Annotated in this window: 23 protein-coding genes, 2 pseudogenes and 1 riboswitch; all 25 genes and pseudogenes read left to right on the top strand. The window is 52.0% G+C overall.

Annotation, left to right across the window (positions count from 1 at the left end; all coding sequences use genetic code 11):
- Positions 1–285 precede the first annotated feature (285 nt).
- The 25 genes and pseudogenes from ychF (at position 286) to ACHHV8_RS36320 (ending at position 22,114) form a co-directional block, all read left to right on the top strand.
- Positions 286–1,386 carry a redox-regulated ATPase YchF gene (ychF, locus tag ACHHV8_RS36440; RefSeq protein ID WP_395164297.1) on the top strand — a complete coding sequence of 367 codons (1,101 nt, stop codon included), beginning with the start codon at positions 286–288 and terminating at the stop codon, positions 1,384–1,386.
- Positions 1,387–1,546: 160 nt separating this feature from the next.
- A complete protein-coding gene (gene prfA, locus ACHHV8_RS36435) occupies positions 1,547–2,620 on the top strand; it encodes a peptide chain release factor 1 (protein ID WP_395164296.1) in 1,074 nt (357 codons plus the stop codon).
- Between the two features lie 4 nt (positions 2,621–2,624).
- A complete protein-coding gene (prmC, locus tag ACHHV8_RS36430; RefSeq protein ID WP_395164295.1) occupies positions 2,625–3,578 on the top strand; it encodes a peptide chain release factor N(5)-glutamine methyltransferase in 954 nt (317 codons plus the stop codon).
- A 271-nt stretch (positions 3,579–3,849) separates the two neighbouring features.
- On the top strand, positions 3,850–4,659 hold the full coding sequence (spoIIR, locus tag ACHHV8_RS36425) for a stage II sporulation protein R (protein ID WP_395164294.1): 810 nt from the start codon (positions 3,850–3,852) through the stop codon (positions 4,657–4,659).
- 134 nt (positions 4,660–4,793) lie between these two features.
- Positions 4,794–5,867: an L-threonylcarbamoyladenylate synthase gene (locus ACHHV8_RS36420; protein WP_395164293.1), complete on the top strand. Its 1,074-nt coding sequence runs from the start codon at positions 4,794–4,796 to the stop codon at positions 5,865–5,867.
- A 334-nt stretch (positions 5,868–6,201) separates the two neighbouring features.
- On the top strand, positions 6,202–6,765 hold the full coding sequence (locus ACHHV8_RS36415) for a manganese efflux pump MntP (RefSeq protein WP_395164292.1): 564 nt from the start codon (positions 6,202–6,204) through the stop codon (positions 6,763–6,765).
- 171 nt (positions 6,766–6,936) lie between these two features.
- Positions 6,937–7,515: an arsenate reductase/protein-tyrosine-phosphatase family protein gene (locus ACHHV8_RS36410; RefSeq protein WP_395164291.1), complete on the top strand. Its 579-nt coding sequence runs from the start codon at positions 6,937–6,939 to the stop codon at positions 7,513–7,515.
- A gap of 199 nt (positions 7,516–7,714) precedes the next feature.
- Positions 7,715–7,795, top strand: a riboswitch (ZMP/ZTP riboswitch).
- Positions 7,796–7,894: 99 nt separating this feature from the next.
- Entirely contained in the window at positions 7,895–8,353 is a 459-nt protein-coding gene (gene rpiB, locus ACHHV8_RS36405; protein WP_395164290.1) for a ribose 5-phosphate isomerase B, read from the top strand.
- A 30-nt stretch (positions 8,354–8,383) separates the two neighbouring features.
- Positions 8,384–9,007, top strand: coding sequence for a TIGR01440 family protein (locus tag ACHHV8_RS36400; RefSeq protein ID WP_395164289.1), 624 nt, complete (start codon positions 8,384–8,386; stop codon positions 9,005–9,007).
- A gap of 46 nt (positions 9,008–9,053) precedes the next feature.
- A pseudogene (gene glyA / locus ACHHV8_RS36395) lies at positions 9,054–10,305 on the top strand (serine hydroxymethyltransferase).
- Between the two features lie 309 nt (positions 10,306–10,614).
- On the top strand, positions 10,615–11,244 hold the full coding sequence (upp, locus tag ACHHV8_RS36390) for a uracil phosphoribosyltransferase (RefSeq protein WP_395164288.1): 630 nt from the start codon (positions 10,615–10,617) through the stop codon (positions 11,242–11,244).
- A 57-nt stretch (positions 11,245–11,301) separates the two neighbouring features.
- A complete protein-coding gene (gene wecB / locus ACHHV8_RS36385) occupies positions 11,302–12,444 on the top strand; it encodes a non-hydrolyzing UDP-N-acetylglucosamine 2-epimerase (protein ID WP_395164287.1) in 1,143 nt (380 codons plus the stop codon).
- Positions 12,445–12,618: 174 nt separating this feature from the next.
- The gene (locus ACHHV8_RS36380) at positions 12,619–12,840 is read left to right on the top strand and encodes an AtpZ/AtpI family protein (RefSeq protein WP_395164286.1); all 222 of its coding nucleotides are present in this window, start codon (positions 12,619–12,621) and stop codon (positions 12,838–12,840) included.
- Positions 12,841–12,876: 36 nt separating this feature from the next.
- The gene (locus tag ACHHV8_RS36375) at positions 12,877–13,242 is read left to right on the top strand and encodes an ATP synthase subunit I (RefSeq protein WP_395164285.1); all 366 of its coding nucleotides are present in this window, start codon (positions 12,877–12,879) and stop codon (positions 13,240–13,242) included.
- Between the two features lie 42 nt (positions 13,243–13,284).
- Entirely contained in the window at positions 13,285–13,986 is a 702-nt protein-coding gene (gene atpB, locus ACHHV8_RS36370) for a F0F1 ATP synthase subunit A (RefSeq protein WP_395164284.1), read from the top strand.
- 74 nt (positions 13,987–14,060) lie between these two features.
- The gene (gene atpE, locus ACHHV8_RS36365) at positions 14,061–14,285 is read left to right on the top strand and encodes a F0F1 ATP synthase subunit C (protein WP_395164283.1); all 225 of its coding nucleotides are present in this window, start codon (positions 14,061–14,063) and stop codon (positions 14,283–14,285) included.
- Positions 14,286–14,360: 75 nt separating this feature from the next.
- Positions 14,361–14,846 (top strand): F0F1 ATP synthase subunit B, encoded by a 486-nt coding sequence (gene atpF, locus ACHHV8_RS36360; protein ID WP_395164282.1) that lies wholly within the window; start codon positions 14,361–14,363, stop codon positions 14,844–14,846.
- Positions 14,843–15,394 carry a F0F1 ATP synthase subunit delta gene (locus ACHHV8_RS36355; protein ID WP_395164281.1) on the top strand — a complete coding sequence of 184 codons (552 nt, stop codon included), beginning with the start codon at positions 14,843–14,845 and terminating at the stop codon, positions 15,392–15,394. Before atpF ends, ACHHV8_RS36355 begins: the two co-directional genes overlap by 4 nt.
- Positions 15,395–15,410: 16 nt before the next feature.
- Positions 15,411–16,929, top strand: a pseudogene (atpA, locus tag ACHHV8_RS36350) (F0F1 ATP synthase subunit alpha).
- A 146-nt stretch (positions 16,930–17,075) separates the two neighbouring features.
- On the top strand, positions 17,076–17,933 hold the full coding sequence (atpG, locus tag ACHHV8_RS36345; protein WP_395164280.1) for an ATP synthase F1 subunit gamma: 858 nt from the start codon (positions 17,076–17,078) through the stop codon (positions 17,931–17,933).
- Positions 17,934–18,038: 105 nt separating this feature from the next.
- Positions 18,039–19,448, top strand: coding sequence for a F0F1 ATP synthase subunit beta (gene atpD / locus ACHHV8_RS36340; protein WP_395164279.1), 1,410 nt, complete (start codon positions 18,039–18,041; stop codon positions 19,446–19,448).
- 145 nt (positions 19,449–19,593) lie between these two features.
- Positions 19,594–19,998, top strand: coding sequence for a F0F1 ATP synthase subunit epsilon (locus tag ACHHV8_RS36335; protein ID WP_395164278.1), 405 nt, complete (start codon positions 19,594–19,596; stop codon positions 19,996–19,998).
- Between the two features lie 330 nt (positions 19,999–20,328).
- Entirely contained in the window at positions 20,329–20,694 is a 366-nt protein-coding gene (locus tag ACHHV8_RS36330; protein ID WP_395164277.1) for an NADH-quinone oxidoreductase subunit A, read from the top strand.
- Entirely contained in the window at positions 20,679–21,197 is a 519-nt protein-coding gene (locus tag ACHHV8_RS36325; RefSeq protein WP_395164276.1) for a NuoB/complex I 20 kDa subunit family protein, read from the top strand. Before ACHHV8_RS36330 ends, ACHHV8_RS36325 begins: the two co-directional genes overlap by 16 nt.
- A complete protein-coding gene (locus ACHHV8_RS36320; protein ID WP_395164275.1) occupies positions 21,194–22,114 on the top strand; it encodes an NADH-quinone oxidoreductase subunit C in 921 nt (306 codons plus the stop codon). The genes ACHHV8_RS36325 and ACHHV8_RS36320 overlap by 4 nt, the downstream gene beginning before the upstream one ends.
- The last annotated feature ends 3 nt before the right edge of the window (positions 22,115–22,117 follow it).

Here is a 22,117-nt window from a genome sequence, read left to right as displayed (position 1 = left end):
AGCCGTTGCAAAAGTTGCATACACCGTCAAACAGGACGACAGGGTGCGTCTGATCATGAGCGGATGTTCCCGAATGGGACGATAGTTGAGGCATACGATCACCTTTTTCTTGGAAAGGATAGTATTCTCCATTATACCTTCTTTCCGGATGGAAGGAAGGAGCCGCAGCAGGTGAGAGCCGGAACCGATGAAAAAAAGTACCAAGGTGACAGAGACGGTGCCTTTGCGATATAATAACTATTTAGGAATATATCGAAAACAGTTAACTAAGGAGTTGTCCTATACATGGCTTTAAAAGCAGGGATCGTCGGTTTGCCGAACGTAGGGAAGTCCACTTTGTTTAATGCAATTACCCAAGCGGGCGCAGAGTCGGCGAACTATCCTTTCTGTACTATAGATCCGAACGTAGGCGTCGTCGAGGTGCCGGACGATCGTCTGGTGAAGCTGACGGAAATCGTCGTGCCGAAGAGCGTGGTGCCGACGGCATTTGAATTCGTAGATATCGCCGGCCTGGTCAAGGGCGCGAGCCGCGGTGAAGGTTTGGGAAATAAGTTTCTGGCTCATATTCGTGAAGTGGATGCGATCGTTCATGTCGTGCGCTGCTTCGAGGATGAGAACATCACGCACGTATCCGGTACGGTAAACCCGATCAGCGACATTGAGACGATCAACCTGGAGCTGATTCTGGCGGACGTGGAGTCGGTTGAGAAACGGATCGAACGCTCCCGCAAAAACATGAAGGGCGGGGACAAGAAATACGCGGCGGAAGTCGAGTGCCTGGAACGGATTAAAGAGGCGCTGTACAACGACAAGCCTGCGCGCAGCGTGGAACTGAGCGAAGAAGAGCAGCTGCTGATCCGCGATTTGCATTTGCTTACAATGAAGCCGATGCTGTATGCAGCCAATGTGAGCGAAGATGAAGTAGCTAATGCGGATGAGAATCCTTTTGTGCAGAAGGTACGGGAATTTGCCGCTCTTGAAGGAGCCGAAGTGGTGCCGATCAGCGCCAAAGTGGAATCCGAAATTGCCGAGCTGGAAGGCGAAGACAAGGAAATGTTCCTCGAAGAGCTGGGTCTGCAGGAATCCGGCTTGAACCGATTGATTAGAGCGGCTTACAAGCTGCTTGGCTTATACACGTATTTTACAGCAGGCGTGCAAGAGGTTCGCGCATGGACGATTCGTAGAGGAACGAAGGCGCCGCAGGCAGCGGGCGTTATTCATACCGATTTTGAGCGCGGTTTTATCCGGGCCGAGGTTGTGGCCTACGATGATTTGGTAGCGGCGGGATCGATGAATGCGGCGAAGGAGAAAGGCCAGCTTCGCTTGGAAGGAAAAGAATACGTAGTGAAAGACGGCGATGTTATGCATTTCCGCTTCAACGTATAGCTGCAGTTCCTTATGGAAAACGAAGAACAGGGGCGAATGACCTCGGCTGCCGGGTGCGAAAAAACAGGCGCTGTCGTCTTCGGCCCTGCTCCAGCGTGATAGACAAGTGACGGTGAGGCGGAACGAACTTCAATAGATGGAACTTAAGGGGTGATCAATCATGTTAGACAGACTGCAATCGTTGGCGGACCGCTATGATAAATTAAGCGAGCTGCTGTGCGACCCGGACGTGACAAGCGATACGAAGAAACTGCGGGAATATTCCAAGGAGCAATCCGATCTTCAGGAATCGTATGACGCGTACATGGAATATAAAGCTGTTGTAGAGCAGTATGAAGCGGCCCGCGCCATGCAAAATGAGAAGCTTGACGACGAAATGCGTGAGCTGGTCAAGATGGAGCTGGAAGAGTTGACGGAGCGGAAGGAAGAGCTGGAGGAGCGCATCAAAATCTTGATGCTGCCGAAGGACCCTAACGATGAAAAGAACGTTATCGTTGAAATCCGCGGAGCGGCAGGCGGCGATGAAGCTGCGCTGTTTGCTTCCGATTTATACCGTATGTACTCCAAATATGCAGATGCGCAGGGCTGGCGTACCGAGGTAATGGATGTCAGTATGAATGACTTGGGCGGGTTTAAGGAGATTATTTTCTCTATTAACGGTAAAGGCGCCTATAGCAAAATGAAATATGAGAGCGGAGCTCATCGTGTTCAGCGGATTCCGACGACCGAATCGGGCGGACGGATTCATACGTCCACTTCTACGGTAGCTGTGCTTCCGGAGATGGAAGAATTCGATATCGAGATTAACGATAACGATATCCGCGTCGATACGTTCTGCTCCAGCGGCGCAGGCGGACAATCGGTTAATACGACCAAGTCGGCGGTACGCGTGACCCACATTCCGACGGGGATCGTGGCAACGTGCCAAGACGGCAAATCGCAAAACTCCAACAAGGAAAAAGCGCTACAGGTGCTGCGTGCGCGTATTTTCGATAAGCATCAGCAGGAGGAAATGGCGAAGTATGCGGGCGAGCGGAAAAGCAAGGTCGGTACCGGCGACCGCAGTGAACGGATTCGGACCTATAACTTCCCGCAAAGCCGCATAACGGATCACCGGATCGGGCTGACGCTCCACCGTCTGGATGCGGTGCTGAACGGCGATATGGAGGAGATTGTGTCCGCGCTGACGATTGCCGCGCAATCGGAGCTTATGGATAAAGGAGATCAAGAGTAAACCAATGACCGTTGAACGGAAATTGACCATTCGGGAAGCCTATTCAGAGGCTTCTTCTTTTTTAGAAAAGCATCGGGTGATGGAAGCGGCTAATTGTGCTCAGCTTCTGTTGGAGCATGTGCTTGGGGTCAGCCGCAGTGAGCTGCTGCTAAAATGGCGGGAGATGTTCCCCGTGGAACATTGGCGGGAGTGGAACAATCTTTTAGAGCGTAAAGCTGCGGGCGAGCCGGTGCAGTATATTATCGGGGAGCAGGAGTTTTACGGGCTCCCTTTTACCGTTTCGCCTGCGGTGCTCATTCCGCGGCCGGAAACGGAGCTGCTCGTTGAGCAGGTTGTTGAAACGGGACGCCTGTTGTGGCCGCAGGCGTGCGGCAGCGCTCAGACGCAGAGCGGGGGAGCTGCAGGCGAAGAAGCGGAGCAGGGGAAAGAGACTGCGCCGATGATCGCAGATATCGGGGCGGGAAGCGGCGCTATCGCCGTAAGCTTGGCCGTGTTATGCCCTAAGTGGAGGCTGCTGAGCTCCGATATTTCTCCGGCGGCGCTGATGGTGGCTAAGGCTAATGCGGAGCGGCACGGCGTAAGCGGGCGGATCGGATTTTTTGAGGGCGATCTGCTCCAGCCCTACATTGACCGCGCTCTTCCGCTGGATGCGGTGGTGTCCAATCCGCCTTATATCCCGGATGCCGATGAAGAGGGGCTTCAGCCGGAGGTACGGCTGTTTGAACCGAGGTCGGCTCTCTATGGTGGTGCGGATGGACTTGTCCTTTACCGCAGGTTGATTGCCCAGCTCCCTGAGCTTCCCCGAATGCCCTCGCTTGTGGGGCTTGAAGTGGGGCAGGGACAGGCAGACGCCGTAGCGGGACTGCTGTGCGAAGTGGCAGAGTGGGATGAAGTGCGGATCATTCCCGATTTGGCGGGGATTGACCGGCATGTTGTGGCGGTAAAACATACCTCCTAGCAAGATGGAGTGCTGGGACGGCTTTGCAGGAAACCTTTCAGCGTGAAAAGTTCGGAGGGGAAACACGCTCGAATCCCAATCGTCCGTTGTGACATCGGCGTTAGGTCAAACTCCATCAGTTATCTGCGCTTGAAGCAGCAAGGCTTTGCAGGAGGAGTCTTTCAACTTTAAAAGAGAAACTATTTTGCTAGATTGCTAGGTTTAGAACCTTCCTTCCTTGTCCATACTTACAACTAAGGGAACGATAAGGACAAGGTCGGGAGGGCTTCTTATGGTAAAACGTACTTCTTTTATCCGTTATTATTATATCGCTTTTGCTATTATTCTATTAATGACTTGCTGGGAAGCTCAAAAAGATCAAGTTGTGGTATACGCATCTCCGGAACAAGCTGCGGTGCAAAACGTCGGAAACGATGTGACGATTCCGAAGGAATCGATCCGGCTTCGCATTCTGGCTAATTCCGATTCTCCGTCCGACCAATGGGTCAAGAGAGAAGTACGTGACGCGATTGTAGAGCAAATGAACCAATGGGTTCAAGGTCCGCACACGATTGAGGAAGCGAGAGAAGTAGTCCACGGCCATTTGCCGGAGCTGGAGGCTGTTGTCGGTGCGACACTTCAAACATACGGCTTTACTTACGATTACAAGGTAGAGCTGGGTACGGTTCCTTTTCCGATGAAAATGTACGGCAATCAAATTTACCCTGCGGGAGACTATGAAGCGCTGCGCGTATCTATCGGCAAGGCTGAAGGCCAAAACTGGTGGTGCGTCCTGTTTCCGCCGCTGTGCTTCGTCGATTCCGATGCCATAGCCAAAAAGCCGAATGTGGCGGAAGCCGCTGCGCTGCCGGATTCGTCCAAAGAGGATGCTGCGGACGCCCAGGCGCATGAGAAGTCTAAGACAGTCAAGGACAGCAAGGAGAAGGAAGGGAAAGCGGGTCAGGCTCATAAGGCTTCCGCTAAAGCCGATGGCGGCAGCGACAAGCTTGCAGGGGCAGTTTCCCAAGCTGTAGATCCTCAGCCAGAAATTCATTTCTTTCTGTGGGATCTGCTGAAGAAACTGGGTTCTTTATTCGCTTAACAGCACTTATGGGAATTGCATTCCCGCCGCCAATTGCAACCGGAAGGGGAGACGGCGGCCTCATGCTCCTGGAACTGTGTGCTACACGCCGATAACCGGGGCAGGGAGTTCAATCGAGAAGGATGGACGTGGAAATGACAAGATTGTGGAAGATTACGAAGCAGAACATACATGGAGAGGAAATGAGTGAAGCGGGAAGCGTACTACGGCACGGCGGCACGATTGCCTTTCCAACAGAAACGGTTTACGGTTTGGGAGCGGACGCTAGGAGCACTGAAGCGGTCCAGAATATATTTACGGCCAAAGGGAGGCCCTCCGACAACCCGTTGATTGTCCATATCGCCCACCGGTCTCAAATCGAGGAGCTTGCTTACGCCCCGAATGAGGCCGTTTCGCGTTTGCTTGACGCCTTTTGGCCGGGCCCGCTGACCGTCGTGCTGCCGGTCAAGCCCGGGGCGCTCTCCCCGCTGGTCACGGCGGGGCTGTCAACGGTCGGGCTTCGGATGCCCGACCACCCGATCGCGCTGCAGCTGATTAGCGCTGCAGGCTGCCCTGTGGCGGCTCCAAGCGCCAATCGCTCGGGGCGGCCAAGCCCAACCCTCGCAGAGCATGTGCGCGAGGATTTGGAGGGCCGCATCGACGGCATCGTCGATGGGGGGCCGACCGGGGTCGGCGTGGAGTCAACGGTGGTGGAATACACCGTAGAAGAGGGAGACGCCGGAGTCCTGCACGTCCTCCGGCCCGGCGGCGTGACGGCAGCCCAGCTGCGCGAGGCGCTGCCGGGCATAGAGGTGCGGGAATCCTCCGCGCACCTGAGCGAGCCTGCGGCGGCACCGCGCGCGCCGGGCATGAAATACACCCATTACGCGCCGCGCGGCGTCATGAGTCTCGTTCAGGGCACGGCTCCTGAACAGGTGCTTGCCCGCATGCAGCATGAGCTCGATGCTGCTGGCGCACGCGGTGAGCGTACGGGAGCGCTCACCTACTCGGAGCACGCGGGAGCGCTGCGTGCGGACCATGTCGTCGCCTGCGGCAGCCTGGGCGACCTGGAAACGGTGGCGCACGGGCTGTACGCCGCGCTGCGCGAGTTCGATGAAGCCGGCGTCAGCTTCATCGTCGGAGAAGCCTGCCCCGAAGAGGGCATCGGGGCGGCGATCATGAATCGGCTGCGCAAGGCGGCCGGGGACCGCGTGCTGCTCGCCGATTGAATCGCTAATCGGCTGGCGCGCTGCGGAGGCAATGCCTCGCGGGGTTTACTCGTCCGCCTCATAGCTCGGCAACGCGACTTACGGCTGTTACGCCGATAGAACTCACGGGGCGAATGGGGGCGAATGCAATATGCAGCGCAGCCTTGCCAACACGCGCATTACGGCTCTGCATGAGGGACAACTCGCCCTCCGTTAAGCTTTTTGGATTTCTTACAGTAGCTTGAAGGCTGCAGTCCGCCTATGCTCCACCCTTTACTCGCCGCCAGGGGGAAAGTCATGATTCCCCTCTTGTCCGCATATGTTGTTTAGGAATGGGACAGGAGGTAGAGAGTAGATGGATTGGACATCGCCCTTAGTTATAGGACAATTCATTGCCATTATGATCATGGCCGTAGCGCTGGGGCTGGATGCCCTTTCGCTCGGGATTGGTATTGGAATGAAGGGCATTCGCAAGCTGGATGTGTTGAAGCTCAGTTTCATAATCGCCCTTTTTCATATGATCATGCCGCTGATGGGAATGTTTATGGGGGGCTATGTCAGCTCGCTGCTTGGCGGAATCGCCTCAAAGGTGGGGGGCGTTCTGCTCGTACTGCTGGGAATACACATGGTATACAGCTCGCTCAGAGGAGACGAGGTTCCCTCTATCGACCACCGTACTGTCTGGGGGATCCTGCTGTTCGCCTTGAGCGTCAGCATTGATTCGTTCTCGGTAGGGGTTTCCCTGGGAATGTTTTCCGGCGATATTACATTGACCGTCTTAATGTTCGGCACGGTCGGGGGGCTCATGTCCATCATCGGATTAATGCTGGGCCGCAAGGTAGGGCGGTGGATCGGAGAATACGGCGAGGCGATGGGCGGCGTGATTTTGCTGGCCTTCGGCGTTCATTTTTTGCTGTAAGTTTTAGCTTTCTCTTTGCCCAAAGTACCGATGGGTATCCATATTTTCGCATGGATGAGGTATAATAGGGAGAGGGAGGAAGCTCCCGGCGGATCGAATCCGACAGCATGCTGCCGGAGGAGCGCCGCAGACAACGGATCTTACACAAACTGAGGAGAGGCAGGAATTCGTATGAATCGTATTCTTTTCGTTTGTACAGGCAATACCTGCCGAAGCCCTATGGCGGAAGGCATTTTACGGAGGCTCTTACAGGAGCACGGATTAGACCATATAGAGGTGCGGTCTGCAGGCGTGGCGGCCTACGACGGTTCTCCGGTATCCTCTCATGCGGCATCGATTCTGAGGGAGCAGGGCGCGCCGGCGAACTTGACCTCCAGCGCTTTGTCCCGGGAGCTGATGCAGTGGGCGGATATCGTTCTTACAATGACTACAGGACATAAGCAGCATGCGATTGGCCGGTTTCCCGAATACATTGATAAAATGTACACGCTCAAGGAATTCGTCGAAGACGATCCGGAAACGGCTCAACGCATTGCCGAGCTGGAAGAGCTGACCGCAGAGCTTCAGCTAAAGCAGGCTTTGGATCAGCAAATCAGCAAGGAAGAGAGAACGAGACTGCTCATGCTGGAGCGGGAGCTGCCCGACTATGAAATTGCCGATCCGTTCGGAGGCTCGCTTGCCATGTACCGTCAATGTGCCGAAGAGATTGAGGCGGCATTGCTCAAGCTGATCCGCAAGCTGAAGCCGTAAGTAAGTGTTAGCAGGGGCCCTGCAGTCCTTTTGGAAGAAACAGATGTGACGCCTGAAAGCCGATGTTTTTTGTGAGGGGCAAACGGATCGCACAGGCTGTACACGGCCGGAAGTCCGGCTCAGGATGAGCACGGTAATACTGGGCATTCTCAGACTTTACATCTATCGGCTTTTCCGCTATGATGAATATATAGTTAACAGGACCTGATGTAACTGGCGACGAGTGGGTGTAACCACAGTGGAGCATCAGGGTATACGGCCGGTCGCCTGGGCAAAGAGCAACGTGATGCTGGATTACAGCATACGGCTGCTCTTTTTTCGTGTTTCTGCCTGCTTTGGGTTATAATGAAGCTAATTATGGTTAGGAGGCGAAAGAAAAATGAAAGTGGCTATTGGAGCAGATCATGCAGGAGTACGTTTGAAGGATGAGCTGAAGGGATTTATCGAATCGCTGGGCCATCAGGTTGCTGATTTAGGCTGTAACTGCACCGATTCCGTAGATTATCCCGATTATGCGATTGCCGTATGCGACCAAGTGGTGGCCGGGCAAGCGGATAAAGGAATTCTCATCTGTGGAACGGGGATCGGCATGAGCATTGCAGCGAACAAAGTGCCGGGCATCCGCTGTGCGCTGGTGCACGATTTGTTCTCCGCCAAGGCAACTCGTGAGCATAATGACACGAATGTGCTGGCTCTGGGCGAACGTGTTGTCGGGCCGGGCGTTGCGCAGGAAATTATCAAAATTTGGCTTGAAACCGAGTTTTCCAATGGGGAGCGCCATACTAACCGCATTAACAAGGTAAAAGCGCTGGAAGATAAATACGCCATTCATCCTTAATGAGCATTGTGACGAAGGAGGCATGCAGCTATGAGTACTCCATCTTCATCTTCTCCTGCACAAAATGAATCATGGGATATTTCCAGTATCCGCCCCCAGCTTGAGCAGGTGCTGCGAGAGCTGGTTCAAGCGGCCAAGCTTGAAGCCGGGCAGCTGCTGGTCATCGGAACGAGCACGAGCGAGGTGCTCGGGCAACACATCGGAACCTCGGGCACCGAAGAGGTGGCAAGTCATTTGTTCACCGCCGTCGAAACGGTGCGTGCCGAGTTCGGTTTTTACCCCGTCTTTCAATGCTGCGAGCATTTGAACCGGGCGTTGGTGCTGGAGAAAGCAGCGATGAAGGAATACCGGCTGGAGCAGGTTTCCGTTGTACCTGTACCGAGAGCGGGCGGCTCGATGGCGTCCTATGCATATAAGCATCTGCCCGGTGCTTGTGTCGTGGAAACGGTCGAAGCTCATGCCGGCATCGATATCGGGGGCACGCTGATCGGTATGCACTTGAAGCGCGTAGCCGTTCCGCTGCGTCCTTCCATTCGAATGATCGGACAGGCGCCCTTGCAGATGGCCTATACCCGTCCTAAGCTGATTGGAGGCGCAAGAGCGGTTTATGTGCCGCAAGCCGAGACTGCTGCAGAGATCGACACCTGCTCTTAAAGGATTTTTCAGTCATTTTATAGATAGGCATACCTGAGGAGGAATTATTGTGGAACAACTTCGTAATCAAGACCCTAAAATCGTTGAGGCTATGAACTTGGAGCTGGGCCGTCAACGCGATAAAATCGAGCTGATCGCATCCGAGAACTTCGTGAGCCAAGCTGTGCTTCAGGCAATGGGCACTGTGTTGACGAACAAATATGCGGAAGGCTACCCGGGCAAGCGTTACTATGGCGGCTGCGAATATGTCGACATTGTGGAAGATATCGCGCGCGACCGCGCCAAAGAATTGTTCGGTGCCGAGCATGCGAACGTACAGCCTCACTCCGGCGCACAAGCGAACATGGCGGTTTATTTGGCTGCACTTCAACCAGGTGACACTGTGCTCGGTATGAATCTGGCGCACGGAGGCCACTTGACACACGGAAGCCCGGTCAATGCTTCCGGTATTTTGTACAACTTTGTCGCTTACGGAGTTAGAGAATCCGACTCCCGCATCGATTATGACGATGTCCGCAAAGCGGCGTTCAAGCATAAGCCTCGTCTGATTGTAGCGGGCGCGAGCGCTTATCCCCGCACGATCGATTTCGAAGCTTTGGCCTCCATCGCTAACGATGTCGGCGCTCTGTTTATGGTGGATATGGCTCATATCGCCGGTCTGGTTGCCGCTGGTTTGCATCCGAACCCGGTGCCGCACGCTCACTTTGTTACAACAACGACGCACAAAACGCTTCGCGGTCACTCGCGGCGGTATGATTTTGTGCCGTAAGCCATGGGCAGCCGCTATCGATAAAGCAGTGTTCCCAGGCTCCCAAGGCGGCCCTCTGATGCATGTTATCGCAGCAAAAGCGGTAGCTTTGGGCGAAGCGCTTCAGCCTGATTTTACAACTTACGCGCAAAATGTAATCAACAACGCGAAAGCTTTGTCGGAAGCGTTAGTATCCGAAGGCATCAACCTTGTATCCGGCGGTACGGACAATCACTTGATGCTGATCGACCTGCGCAACCTGAACATCAGCGGTAAAGACGCTGAGCATCTGCTGGACGAAGTCGGCGTAACTGTAAACAAAAACGCCATTCCTTTCGACCCGGCGAAGCCGATGGTAACGAGCGGAATCCGTGTAGGTACGCCTGCGGCCACTTCCCGAGGCATGAACGAAGAAGCGATGAAAACAATCGCCAAAATCATTGCGTTGACCTTGAAAAATCCGACAGATACGGCCGTTCACGAGAAGGTTCGCGGCATGGTAAAAGATTTGACGGCGCAATTCCCGCTGTATCCGGGCTTGGGCTACTAATAAGCGAGTAAGCGAGGGCTGCCCCGTTCGGGCAGCTTTCAGGAAAAGAGTCGATCCGTCCCGGCGGTCGGCTCTTTTTTCGCATACGCTAAAGAGAATCGCTGTTTTGGGGGAGGGTAAATTCGGCATGTAGCCTGTCCGATTTAATGCCTGGGCCCTCCTTATCCTACGCTTGTCCCCTGAAGCCAGAGCCTTTATTCCTAATGTCAAGTTCTTTGCCTCAATTCTGCAAACTTGTTAGGATAACGAACAGCAATTGTGGTATAATAGTCAAGATTTGGCGTAATGAAGGCAAAGGGGATTTGAAACATGGGAAAAGTATTTGTTTGTGATCATCCGCTGATACAGCATAAGCTTACTTATATTCGGGATAAGTCGACGACGACGAAGGATTTCCGTGAGCTTGTCGACGAGGTGGCCACACTGATGGCTTATGAAATTACGAGAGAAATTCCGCTTGAGAAGGTACAGGTTCAGACGCCTGTAGCTACGGCGGACTGCCGTATCATCTCCGGCCGCATGCTGGGGCTGATTCCTATTCTGCGTGCAGGGCTCGGCATGGTCGACGGCATTCTGAAGCTGGTTCCGGCCGCTAAAGTAGGCCATATCGGTCTGTACCGCGACCCGGAAACGCTGGAGCCGGTCGAATATTACGCGAAGCTGCCTACCGATGTAACGGAGCGAGAGCTGATCGTAATTGATCCGATGCTCGCTACCGGCGGATCGGCCAATGCGGCGATTGAAGCTTTGAAACGGAGAAACTGTACGCAAATTAAGCTCATGTGTCTGATTGCCGCACCGGAGGGCGTTCAAGCCGTGCAGCAGGCGCATCCGGACGTCGATTTATACGTAGCGGCGATCGACGATTATTTGGATGATCACGGCTACATTATCCCCGGCTTGGGAGATGCGGGCGATCGTCTGTTTGGAACCAAATAGCACGCCTTCAACGGGGGGTTCGAACCGTAAGGACATGAACAAGAGGGGGAGCCTGACATGAGCAAAATTAAGGTGATTACTATTTTCGGCACCAGACCGGAAGCCATCAAGATGGCTCCGCTTGTGCTGGAGCTGCAGAAGCATCCGGAGCACATCGAGTCGCTGGTCTGCGTTACCGCGCAGCATCGGCAGATGCTTGATCAGGTGCTGGATACATTTAACATCAAACCGAATTACGATTTGGACGTAATGAAAGAACGGCAGACGCTTAATGAAATTACGATTCGTGTACTCCAGGGCCTGGATCCGGTGTTCCGTGAGGAGAAGCCTGATCTGGTGCTTGTTCACGGCGATACGCTGACTACCTTCCTGGCGAGCTATGCGGCCTTTATGCAGCAGATTCAGGTCGGCCATGTGGAAGCGGGCTTGCGAACCTGGAACAAAATGTCGCCTTATCCGGAAGAAATGAACCGTCAGCTGACAGGCGTCCTGTCCGACCTTCATTTTGCTCCGACGAATTTGTCTGCGGACAATCTTCGCAAGGAGAACAAATCGGAGAAAACGATTTTCGTTACCGGCAATACGGTGACGGACGTGTTCCAATATACGGTGCAGGAGGGTTTTACCCATCCGGTGCTGGAGTGGTCTCAAGGCAAGCGGTTGATTCTCATGACGGCTCACCGCCGTGAGGCTCAAGGCGAGCCGCATCGCCAGATTTTCCGCGCTGTGCGCCGCATTGCCGATGAGTTCGAGGATATCGCTATCGTGTATCCGGTCCATCCGAGCCCTGCGGTGAAGGAGCCGGCTTACGAAATGCTCGACGGGCACCCGCGTATTAAGCTGATCGAGCCTCTCGACGTGTTCGAGTTCCATAACATCTATCCGCATGCGCATATGATTTTGACGGATTCCGGCGGATTGCAGGAGGAAGCCCCGTCTTTTGGCGTTCCGGTATTGGTGCTGCGCGAAACGACGGAGCGTCCCGAAGGCATCGATGCAGGCACATTGGAGCTCGTCGGTACCGATGAGGAGAAGGTGTACAACCGGGCAAAGGCGCTGCTGACAGACGAAAATTTGTACAGTCAAATGAGCCAGGCGGCTAATCCTTACGGGGATGGAAAAGCGTCGCAGCGCATCGTCCAAGCCATCCTTTACCATTTTGGAAAGGCGTCTGCAAGACCCGAACCGTTCCAACCGTGACAATCTCATGACAAACGCTACAGCGTACAGTTGTACTGTTTGGTTTGGATCTCCCAAAAACCTTGATGTATCAACGTTTTTGGGAGTTTTCTACACCGTTGTTTGGAAGTAACGACAATTGACAAACCTTGCATCGCTTCGTTACAATAAGTGAGGATTCTCAGGAGGGTGTTTATGAAACAACCGAACCGCAATGATAATCCCTGGAGAGCAGCTGCTTTAACGAGTGCCATCGGAATCGATCTTGTCGTTTGTTTATTGGCGGGCTATTGGTTCGGAGATTGGCTAAGCCAAGTGCTTGGAGGTCAGCTGTGGGTACTGGGAGGTTTTTTGCTGGGTCTTGCGTCTGCCATCATAAGCATTTACTTCATGATTAAGCAATACGGAGGGCTATAATGGATGAGTTTTCGGCCCATCTGAAAACGGTTCAAAATGTATTTTATTTCTTTCTTTCCTTTTGCTTGGTTCGTTTGGGCAGTTTTTGTCGAATTTCGGCCTTATGCGGCTGGCATTATGCTGGGAGCTTGTGCGAGCATGATCAACGCCAAATATTTGGCCTGGAAGATCCGCAAGCTGTCGGATAAGGTGATTGCCGTTGCTGCGGATGAGCAGAAGGGGCCTTACAGAGGCAATATCGGTTTTCTTACGCGAGGGGCGATAGCAGCGCTTGCGGGAATTGCCGCTGTCCGGTATCCGCAATATTTCTCTCTGCCCACTACCATTGCCGGATACTTTTTTGTTCAATTGGCAACACTCGTATTGGGTATTATTTCTATTAAAAGATCCAAGCCGCAGTAAAGGAAATACATTTATTCGTTGAAAGGGGTGAGATTGGAAAAGATGGAACATCATGCACCGGGTATTGTGTTAGGTGGAATTCACTTCGATTTATCAGCTTTGCTTATGATTGGCGTGACCAGCATTTTGGTACTGATCCTCGCTATCGCAGGAGCCAGCAAGGGCTCGGTTACGAATCCGTCGAAAATGCAAAACTTCATGGAATGGGTCGTAGAATTTGTCGAAGGCATTATCGGCAGTACGATTGGCTCGAAACATGGAAAGTCGTTTATTGCTCTTGGCATGACGCTGATCATGTACATTTTTATCGGGAATATGCTTGGCCTTCCGTTTTCGATTGTTACGGAGGATCACGTATCCTGGTGGAAATCTCCGACAGCCGACATTGCCGTAACGGCAGCGCTGGCGGTTATCGTTTTCGTGCTCAGCCATTACTTGGGGATCACCCGCAATACGAAGCATTATTTTGCGCATTACTTTGAGTTTAAAGGCGCGATGCTGATTCTTCACTTGATCGAATTGGTATCGAAACCGCTGACACTCGCCTTCCGGCTATACGGTAACATTTATGCAGGTGAAATTATGATTTCTGTCATCATAGGGGCAAGTTGGTTCGGAGTTGTGCCTCTATTTGTTTGGCAGGGCTTCAGTGTGTTCGTAGGCGCCATTCAGGCATTCGTATTCACGATGCTGACGATGGTTTACATTTCGCAAACGATGATTCACGAAGAAGAAGCGCATTAAGCAGTAAGACTTACCTCGGGAAGTCTCGAGTTATTTCATAAAAACTATTGAACATTTAAGGGAGGATTTTCTCAATGGGAGCTTTAGCATTAGTAGCAGCAGCAATCGTATTTGGTTTGGGTGCACTTGGTGCAGGTATTGGTAACGGTTTGATCGTAGGTCGTGCTTTGGAAGGTATTTCCCGTCAGCCGGAACTTCGCGGTACGCTGCAAACAACAATGTTTATCGGTGTAGGTTTGGTAGAGGCAATGCCAGTCGTTGCACTCGTTATCGCGTTCATCTTGATGGGCCAAGCCTAAGAACATGTTCGGCGGGGACGGCTGCAGCCTCCACGCCTTCGTTTTGCCTACGCTATCAGAAGGGAGTGACGTTACTTGCATATTGAATGGTTCACATTTTTTATTCAAATCGTAGCCTTCTTGATTCTGTATCTTTTGCTCCAGAAGCTTGCGTTCGGTCCTTTGTTCGGGATGATGGAAAAACGCAGACAGCTCGTGAAGGATCAGATTCAAACGGCTGAAAATAGTCGCAAGCAAGCTGAGCAATTGTTAGAGGAGCAAAAGCAAGCTCTTCAGCAAACGCGCAAAGAAGCGCATGAAATTATTGAGCAAGCGAAACAAACAAGCACGAAGCAAGCCGACGAGATCGTTGCGGCAGCACGTGCGGAAGCGACTCGCGTGAAAGAAGAAGCGGTTCGCGATATTGAGAACGAGAAGAACAAAGCGGTTGCCGCTCTTCGCAGTCAGGTAAGCGCGATGTCCGTTCTGATCGCTTCCAAAATTATCGAGAAGCAAATCGATGAGAAATCCCAAGAACAATTGGTTGAGCATTACCTGAAAGAGGTAGGAGGCAATCAATGAGCCAGGATACTATCGTTGCCAAAAGATATGCAAAAGCTCTGTTCGAACTAGCTAAAGAACAAAGCAAAATCGCCGAGGTGGAAGAGGAACTGAAATCGGTCCTTGTGATTTTGCAGCAAAATCCTGACTTCGAGAAGCTGATCAAGCATCCGGGGCTCGGGCTCGAGGCGAAAAAAGCACTGTTGAAAAATGTGTTCGAAGGAAAATTGTCGGAAACATCGTACAACACGCTGCAGCTTCTTGTCGAAAACGGCAGAGAAGAACTGCTGAACGCGCTGGTGAACTACTATGTGGCGATTGCCAGCGAGGCGCTTGGTCAAGCACAAGCTACCGTTTACACGCCAGTGGAGCTGTCGGAAGCGGAGCTGAACCATATTGCCGCTACATTCAGCAAATTGACAAGTAAACAAATCCGTGTGGAATCGGTTCTCGATAAAAGCTTGCTAGGCGGCATTCAAGTGCGCATCGGCGACCGTCTGTACGACGGAAGCTTGTCCGGCAAGCTTGAGCGGCTGCAAAAAACGTTGAATCAAACTCAAGCACTGTAGATAGGGGTGAGGAACTTTGAGTATCAGACCGGAAGAAATCAGCACGCTGATTAAACAGCAGATTGAACAATATAAATCCGACATTCAAGTCGTTGATGTAGGTACGGTCATTACAGTCGGTGACGGGGTTGCCCGTGCACACGGTCTGGAAAACGTTATGGCGGGGGAATTGCTCGAGTTCCCTAACGGCGTTCTGGGCTACGCCTTTAACTTGGAAGAAAGCAACGTAGGTATCGTTATCTTGGGACCTTACACAGACATTCGTGAAGGCGACCAAGTGAAACGTACCGGCCGGATCATGGAGGTTCCTGTAGGTGAGGAATTGATCGGTCGCGTTGTTAACGCATTGGGTCAACCGGTAGACGGTAATGGTTCGTCTTAACACGACGCAATTCCGTCCTGTAGAATCCCCAGCACCTGGCGTTATGGCCCGTAAATCGGTTCATGAGCCAATGCAAACAGGTATCAAAGCGATTGACGCTATGATTCCAGTGGGTCGCGGACAACGTGAGTTGATCATCGGTGACCGTCAAACAGGTAAAACAGCGATTGCTATCGATACGATCATTAACCAAAAAGGCAACGGCGTAAAATGTATTTACGTTGCTGTCGGCCAAAAACAATCCACGGTTGTTAACGTAGTTGAAACCCTGCGTAAAGCGGGCGCTATGGACTACACAATCGTTGTTACTGCAAGTGCTTCCGAACCTGCTCCAATGCTGTGGTTGGCACCGTATGCCGGCTGCGCAATGGGCGAGTACTTCATGTACAAAGGCGAGCACGTGTTGATCATCTATGATGACTTGACCAAACAAGCGGCTGCTTACCGTGAGTTGTCCTTGCTGCTTCGTCGTCCACCGGGCCGGGAAGCTTATCCAGGGGATGTTTTCTACTTGCACTCCCGTTTGCTGGAGCGTTCTGCTAAGCTGAGCGATGAACTTGGTGCCGGTTCGATGACAGCATTGCCTTTCATCGAGACGCAAGCAGGTGACGTATCCGCATATATCCCTACGAACGTAATTTCGATTACGGACGGTCAAATTTTTCTTGAGTCCGACCTGTTCTACTCCGGTCAACGTCCGGCGGTTAACGTTGGTATCTCCGTATCCCGGGTAGGTAGCTCCGCTCAAATTAAAGCGATGAAGAAGGTTGCCGGTACATTGAAAACGGACCTCGCGCAATACCGCGAGTTGGCTGCTTTCGCAGCGTTCGGTTCCGATTTGGATAAAGCGACGAAAACTCGTTTGAACCGCGGTCTTCGTACGCTGGAAATTCTGAAGCAAGGTGTTAACCAACCATTGTCGGTTGAGAAGCAAGTTATCTCGATCTACACGGTTGTAAGAGGACATCTGGACGAGCTGCCTGTACAAGACATCCGTCGTTTTGAAGCAGAATTTTTGGCTTATGTTGAATCGAATCGTCCGGAAATTCTTCAAAGCATTCGTGATACCAAAGATTTGACATCGGATAACGAAAACGCATTGAAAGACGCGATTCAGCAGTTCCAAAAAGGCTTCGCTTCCTCTACTGAGTAATTCTATTCGTAAAAATACAGCCTCGGGCTTCTCTCCTGGAGAAGCTCGAGGTTCAAATAATGGTTGTTTGGATGATCTAGGTTATTAGGCTTTTCGAGTGAAGGCTTTTCTTAGCGGGAAAGCTTCGGAGAGAGAGGTGAGCAAGCATGGCAAAAGGTATGCGCGAGATTAAACGCCAGATCAAATCGGTACAGAATACGAAGCAGATCACAAAAGCGATGGAAATGGTCGCTGCGTCGAAGCTGAGAAGGGCCCAAGTAGCGGCTGAAGCGGCACGTCCTTATGCGGATAAGCTGAAGGAAGTGGTGGGAAGTATCGCTGCGGGCAGCAAGGGTGTGAAGCATCCTATGCTGCAAACCCGCGAAGTAAAGAAGACAGGATACCTCGTCGTTACTTCGGACCGCGGTTTGGCCGGTGGTTACAACTCCAACGTACTGCGTAGAGTGATGCAGGAAATTAGAGAAAACCATAGCTCGCCGAACGAGTATGCGATTTTCGTAATCGGAAGCAAGGGTAGAGACTATTTCCGCAACCGCAGCATGGCGATTGTGAATGAGGTTGTCGGTCTTTCGGATTCTCCTAGCTTCTCCGATATCAAAGCGGTAGCTGCTTCCGCAGTGAAAAACTTTGAGAACGGTTCGTACGATAAGCTGTATCTGGTTTATAACAAATTTGTCAATGCGATTACTCAAGAACCAACAGTAAAACAGCTTTTGCCGTTGGCAGATATGGGTGGAGCAGCAGTTTCGAACTACGAGTATGAGCCTTCACCGGAAGGTGTACTGGAAGTGCTGCTGCCTAAATATGCGGAGACATTAATTTATAGTGCGGTATTGGAAGGTAAAGCAAGTGAATTCGGTGCTAGAATGACGGCCATGAGCAGTGCAACCAAAAATGCAACGAAGATGATCAGTACGTTGACTTTGGTATACAACCGTGCTCGTCAGGCAGCTATCACGCAAGAAATTTCGGAGATCGTTGCCGGTGCGAACGCACAAGGGTAACATCCGGTAATCGCTTGCTCGCGAACCAGCTTTATTGTTCAATAAAGCCTAGTAGCGCTTACGAACAAAGTTTTGCAGAAGCAAAACTCGAAGGAGGAGAAAGCAGTGAGCAACAAAGGACGTGTTGTGAATATTACAGGTCCGGTTGTCGACATCGAGTTCGAGCGTGGACACCTGCCTGAAATTTTAAATGCGATTAAAATTGAGAAAAAAGCCGACAAAGCTGGCGAGCAAGATATTAAGCTTACAGTTGAAGTTGCTGTGCATTTGGGCGATAACTTGGTTCGTTGTATCGCTATGTCCACTACGGACGGTATGGTTCGTGGTTTGGAAGCGGTAGATACTGGCGCAGCGATTGCTGTACCTGTAGGCGCAGCTACTTTAGGCCGCGTATTTAACGTATTGGGGGACCCGATCGACGGTAACAACGAAGTGGATCGTACACTGACTAGCCCGATTCACAAACCAGCTCCAACGTTCGAAAACTTGTCTACTCAAGTTGAGATCCTGGAAACAGGTATCAAAGTTATCGATTTGATGGCTCCGTATGTTAAAGGTGGTAAAATCGGTCTGTTCGGTGGTGCCGGTGTAGGTAAAACCGTAACCCTGCAAGAATTGATCCATAACGTTGCCTCCGAGCTCGGCGGTATTTCTGTATTTGCCGGCGTTGGTGAAAGAACACGTGAGGGTAACGACTTGTACCATGAGATGACGGATTCCGGCGTTATTGACAAAACCGCGATGGTTTTCGGTCAAATGAACGAGCCTCCAGGTGCGCGTCTTCGTGTAGCTTTGACAGGCTTGACTATGGCGGAATATTTCCGTGATGAAGAGGGCCGTGACGTACTTCTGTTGATCGATAACATCTTCCGTTTTACACAAGCGGGTTCCGAGGTTTCAGCCCTATTGGGACGTATGCCTTCCGCGGTAGGTTACCAGCCGACGCTGGCAACAGAGATGGGTCAATTGCAAGAGCGTATCACTTCCACGAAAAAAGGTTCCGTAACGTCGATTCAAGCAATCTACGTTCCTGCAGATGACTATACTGACCCGGCTCCGGCTACGGCGTTTGCTCACTTGGATGCAACGACGAACTTGGAGCGTGGTATTGCAGCGATGGGTATCTTCCCAGCGGTGGATCCATTGGCGTCCTCTTCCCGTGCTTTGACTCCGGAAATCGTTGGCGAAGAGCACTACAATGTAGCACAAAGCGTAAAAAGAATTTTGCAACGCTATAAAGAATTGCTTGATATCATTGCAATCTTGGGTATGGACGAGTTGTCCGAGGAAGATAAGCTGGTTGTACTTCGCGCAAGACGGATTCAACTGTTCTTGTCCCAACCACTTCACGTTGCCGAGGCGTTCAACGGTATTCCAGGCTTGGCCGTGCCGGTTAAAGAAACCGTGCGCAGCTTCAAGGAAATCCTTGAAGGTAAGCACGATACTTTACCAGAGCCAGCTTTCCACAACGTGGGAACGATTGAACAAGCGATCGAAAAAGCAAAAACGCTGTAATGCGCTTTAGCCGGTTCGCTGAACATTCCTTGTGAGTGTTCAGCGAACTTCTATGGATATCATACAAGCTTTTCTTGGAGAATACTCTTAAGATTATGCTTACGAAGTCAGCTTTCTTAACGGAAAGCTTTTAGGAGGAGTCCAAGTGAGTACTTTCCTACTGGAAGTGGTAACGCCTGAACGCAAAGTGTACGCAGAAGACGTGAACATGATCAGCGTGAAGGGTGTAGAAGGAGAGCTCGGGATTCTGCCGAATCACATTCCTTTGGTAACTCCATTAAAAGTCGCTCCTATCACTGTGAAAAAGGACGGAAAAGAACATTTTATCGCAGTGAACGGCGGATTTATGGAAGTGCGGAAGGATAAAGTGGTCATTTTGGCGGAAAGCGCCGAGCTGCCGGAGCAAATCGACATCGAACGTGCTCAAGCCGCAAAAACACGCGCTGAACAACGTTTGGCTGATCATAAGCAGGAACACGTGGACTTCAAACGTGCGGAGCTGGCTTTGCAAAGAGCGACGAATCGTATTGAGGTTTACGGGAGAAAGTAAGAGTTGAATCGTTCGTAAAGCGGGGGAGCTTTGATTCCTTCGCTTTTTTTGTTTAGGTATAGATGGAAAAGAACGCAAGCAGGGGACTTTCGGGCGAATAACAAAGGAAATATTAGACACCTATACGCCCTTTTGTTATAATCGAGGTGGTATATATTAACAGTAGTGATGTGTACGATAAGGTTTACGTATTGGATGAGTCATTCGGGACTGCAACTTGTGCGCGCTTACAAGTTATTCGGAACGAGCCTTCTAAGCCTGGCCTATCTGCACATACAATAATGAATAAGCTGCTTTTCAATACGAAGTGTGGGAGGCGAATCGTTCACGATGTACATGAACAGTTACGTGGTCGTTGCCATCTTTCTCATCCTGGGGGTGTTGCTTCCAATTGCAGCGCTTACAATAGGGCGATGGCTGCGTCCCAATAAGCCGGTGGAAGAGAAGTATACTACTTATGAGAGTGGGAACGAGCCGGTAGGGGAAGGTCAAGTACGATTCAATATTCGCTACTATTTGTTCGCATTGATGTTTGTTATTTTTGACGTAGAAACTGTATTTTTGTATCCATGGGCCGTTGCGTATAAGCAATTAGGCTTGTTTGCGCTTGTAGAGATGTGCATTTTTGTCGGGCTGCTGCTGGTTGGACTACTCTATGCCTGGAAGAAGAAGGTGCTGCAATGGAACTCAATTTAGAATCCATCTCTCTGGAAGAGAGACAAGAGCTGGAACGCAATGTGTTTATGACAACGCTTGAGCAGGTCAAGGCTTGGGCGCGGAGCAATTCCTTGTGGCCGCTGACGTTCGGTTTGGCCTGCTGCGCCATTGAGATGATGGGAACCGGTGCGTCCCACTATGATTTGGACCGTTTCGGGGTCATCTTTAGGACTTCCCCAAGGCAGTCTGATGTCATGATCGTAGCCGGGACAGTCACGAAGAAAATGGCTCCTCTGCTAAGGCGCCTGTACGAACAAATGCCTGAACCCAAATGGGTGATCGCCATGGGCTCCTGTGCCACTGCAGGCGGACCGTATGTGAAGTCTTACGCCGTAGTGAAAGGGGTAGACCAGGTTGTGCCTGTAGACGTCTATATTCCGGGTTGTCCGCCGAATCCGGCGGCGCTGATCTATGGAATTAACAAGCTGCAGGAGAAAATACGCTACGAAGCGAAAACCGGTAAGCAGGTGACGAACCGATGAGCGATGAGCAGAAAAAAGAAACAGCTCCACCGTCTTCGGATCGTGAGAGCGATGCAGTAAAAAAAGAAGCGGAGGCGCCTGCTCCAAGCGGGCAAGCAGCCAGCTCGGCCAAGGCGGAGCCAACGACTCCGAACGAAGGACAGAGTTCGCCCGAAGCGGAGAAGCCCGCTCCAAGGGCGCGTCCGGTTAAGGCAGGTAAGGAGGAGCCGCCGAAAGCCGCTGCAGGTGAGTCGGCGGGAACGGGCGAGGCTGCCGGCCCGGCTGCGGAAGGACAGGCGGCTGAGAAAGAGCCTGCTGCGGCTCCGGCGGCTAAGGCTGCGCCTACGGACGCGGACAAGGAGGCTAAGGCCAAGGCTGCTGCCGAAGCTCGCGCCGCAAGGGCGAGCGCCCGTGCGAAGAAGCCCGACGCCGAGGAGGACGCAGGGCCGAAGGAGCCCTCGCCGAATCAGCCGAGACTGGATCGCCTCGTGCAGATCCTAAAGCATGAGCTGGGCGAGGAGACCGTGGCGGAAGCTTTTATCAACGAGCGGGACGCTCATATGCCGTATGTCATCGTCAACAGCGGCAAGTGGTTTGAGACAGCGGAGCTGTTGAGGGACCACGAGGAGCTCCGGCTGAACTATTTGCGGAACGTGACGGGCATCGATCAGGAGACGCATATGGAGGTGGTCTACCACCTGCTGTCCCTGCATACGAAGCAGGAGTACTGCGTGAAGGTGAAGACGGACCGCGATGCGGCGTCCATTCCATCCGTTACGCCGGTTTGGCCTACGGCCAACTGGAACGAGCGCGAAATTTATGATTTACTCGGAATTGATTTCCCGGGACATCCGGATTTAAGAAGAATTATGATGTCTGACGATTGGGTCGGCCATCCACTGCGCAAAGACTATGAACCGCTTGACCCGGAGGTGTAAAGT

This window comes from Paenibacillus sp. TAB_01 (genome assembly GCF_043945595.1).
In the GTDB taxonomy this organism is placed as follows: domain Bacteria; phylum Bacillota; class Bacilli; order Paenibacillales; family NBRC-103111; genus Paenibacillus_S.
This window is presented reverse-complemented; position numbering and strand designations above follow the sequence as displayed.

Excerpts from the sequence above, each read along its gene's own strand:
- ACHHV8_RS36325 (WP_395164276.1), top strand. The coding sequence starts at position 20,679 with ATGGAACTCAATTTAGAATCCATCTCTCTGGAAGAGAGACAAGAGCTG.
- ychF (WP_395164297.1), top strand. The coding sequence starts at position 286 with ATGGCTTTAAAAGCAGGGATCGTCGGTTTGCCGAACGTAGGGAAGTCC.
- ACHHV8_RS36375 (WP_395164285.1), top strand. The coding sequence starts at position 12,877 with ATGTATTTTATTTCTTTCTTTCCTTTTGCTTGGTTCGTTTGGGCAGTT.
- atpG (WP_395164280.1), top strand. The coding sequence starts at position 17,076 with ATGGCAAAAGGTATGCGCGAGATTAAACGCCAGATCAAATCGGTACAG.
- spoIIR (WP_395164294.1), top strand. The coding sequence starts at position 3,850 with ATGGTAAAACGTACTTCTTTTATCCGTTATTATTATATCGCTTTTGCT.
- ACHHV8_RS36410 (WP_395164291.1), top strand. The coding sequence starts at position 6,937 with ATGAATCGTATTCTTTTCGTTTGTACAGGCAATACCTGCCGAAGCCCT.
- ACHHV8_RS36415 (WP_395164292.1), top strand. The coding sequence starts at position 6,202 with ATGGATTGGACATCGCCCTTAGTTATAGGACAATTCATTGCCATTATG.
- upp (WP_395164288.1), top strand. The coding sequence starts at position 10,615 with ATGGGAAAAGTATTTGTTTGTGATCATCCGCTGATACAGCATAAGCTT.
- atpB (WP_395164284.1), top strand. The coding sequence starts at position 13,285 with ATGGAACATCATGCACCGGGTATTGTGTTAGGTGGAATTCACTTCGAT.
- ACHHV8_RS36420 (WP_395164293.1), top strand. The coding sequence starts at position 4,794 with ATGACAAGATTGTGGAAGATTACGAAGCAGAACATACATGGAGAGGAA.
- ACHHV8_RS36380 (WP_395164286.1), top strand. The coding sequence starts at position 12,619 with ATGAAACAACCGAACCGCAATGATAATCCCTGGAGAGCAGCTGCTTTA.
- wecB (WP_395164287.1), top strand. The coding sequence starts at position 11,302 with ATGAGCAAAATTAAGGTGATTACTATTTTCGGCACCAGACCGGAAGCC.
- rpiB (WP_395164290.1), top strand. The coding sequence starts at position 7,895 with ATGAAAGTGGCTATTGGAGCAGATCATGCAGGAGTACGTTTGAAGGAT.
- ACHHV8_RS36320 (WP_395164275.1), top strand. The coding sequence starts at position 21,194 with ATGAGCGATGAGCAGAAAAAAGAAACAGCTCCACCGTCTTCGGATCGT.
- ACHHV8_RS36330 (WP_395164277.1), top strand. The coding sequence starts at position 20,329 with ATGTACATGAACAGTTACGTGGTCGTTGCCATCTTTCTCATCCTGGGG.
- ACHHV8_RS36355 (WP_395164281.1), top strand. The coding sequence starts at position 14,843 with ATGAGCCAGGATACTATCGTTGCCAAAAGATATGCAAAAGCTCTGTTC.
- prmC (WP_395164295.1), top strand. The coding sequence starts at position 2,625 with ATGACCGTTGAACGGAAATTGACCATTCGGGAAGCCTATTCAGAGGCT.
- atpE (WP_395164283.1), top strand. The coding sequence starts at position 14,061 with ATGGGAGCTTTAGCATTAGTAGCAGCAGCAATCGTATTTGGTTTGGGT.
- prfA (WP_395164296.1), top strand. The coding sequence starts at position 1,547 with ATGTTAGACAGACTGCAATCGTTGGCGGACCGCTATGATAAATTAAGC.
- ACHHV8_RS36400 (WP_395164289.1), top strand. The coding sequence starts at position 8,384 with ATGAGTACTCCATCTTCATCTTCTCCTGCACAAAATGAATCATGGGAT.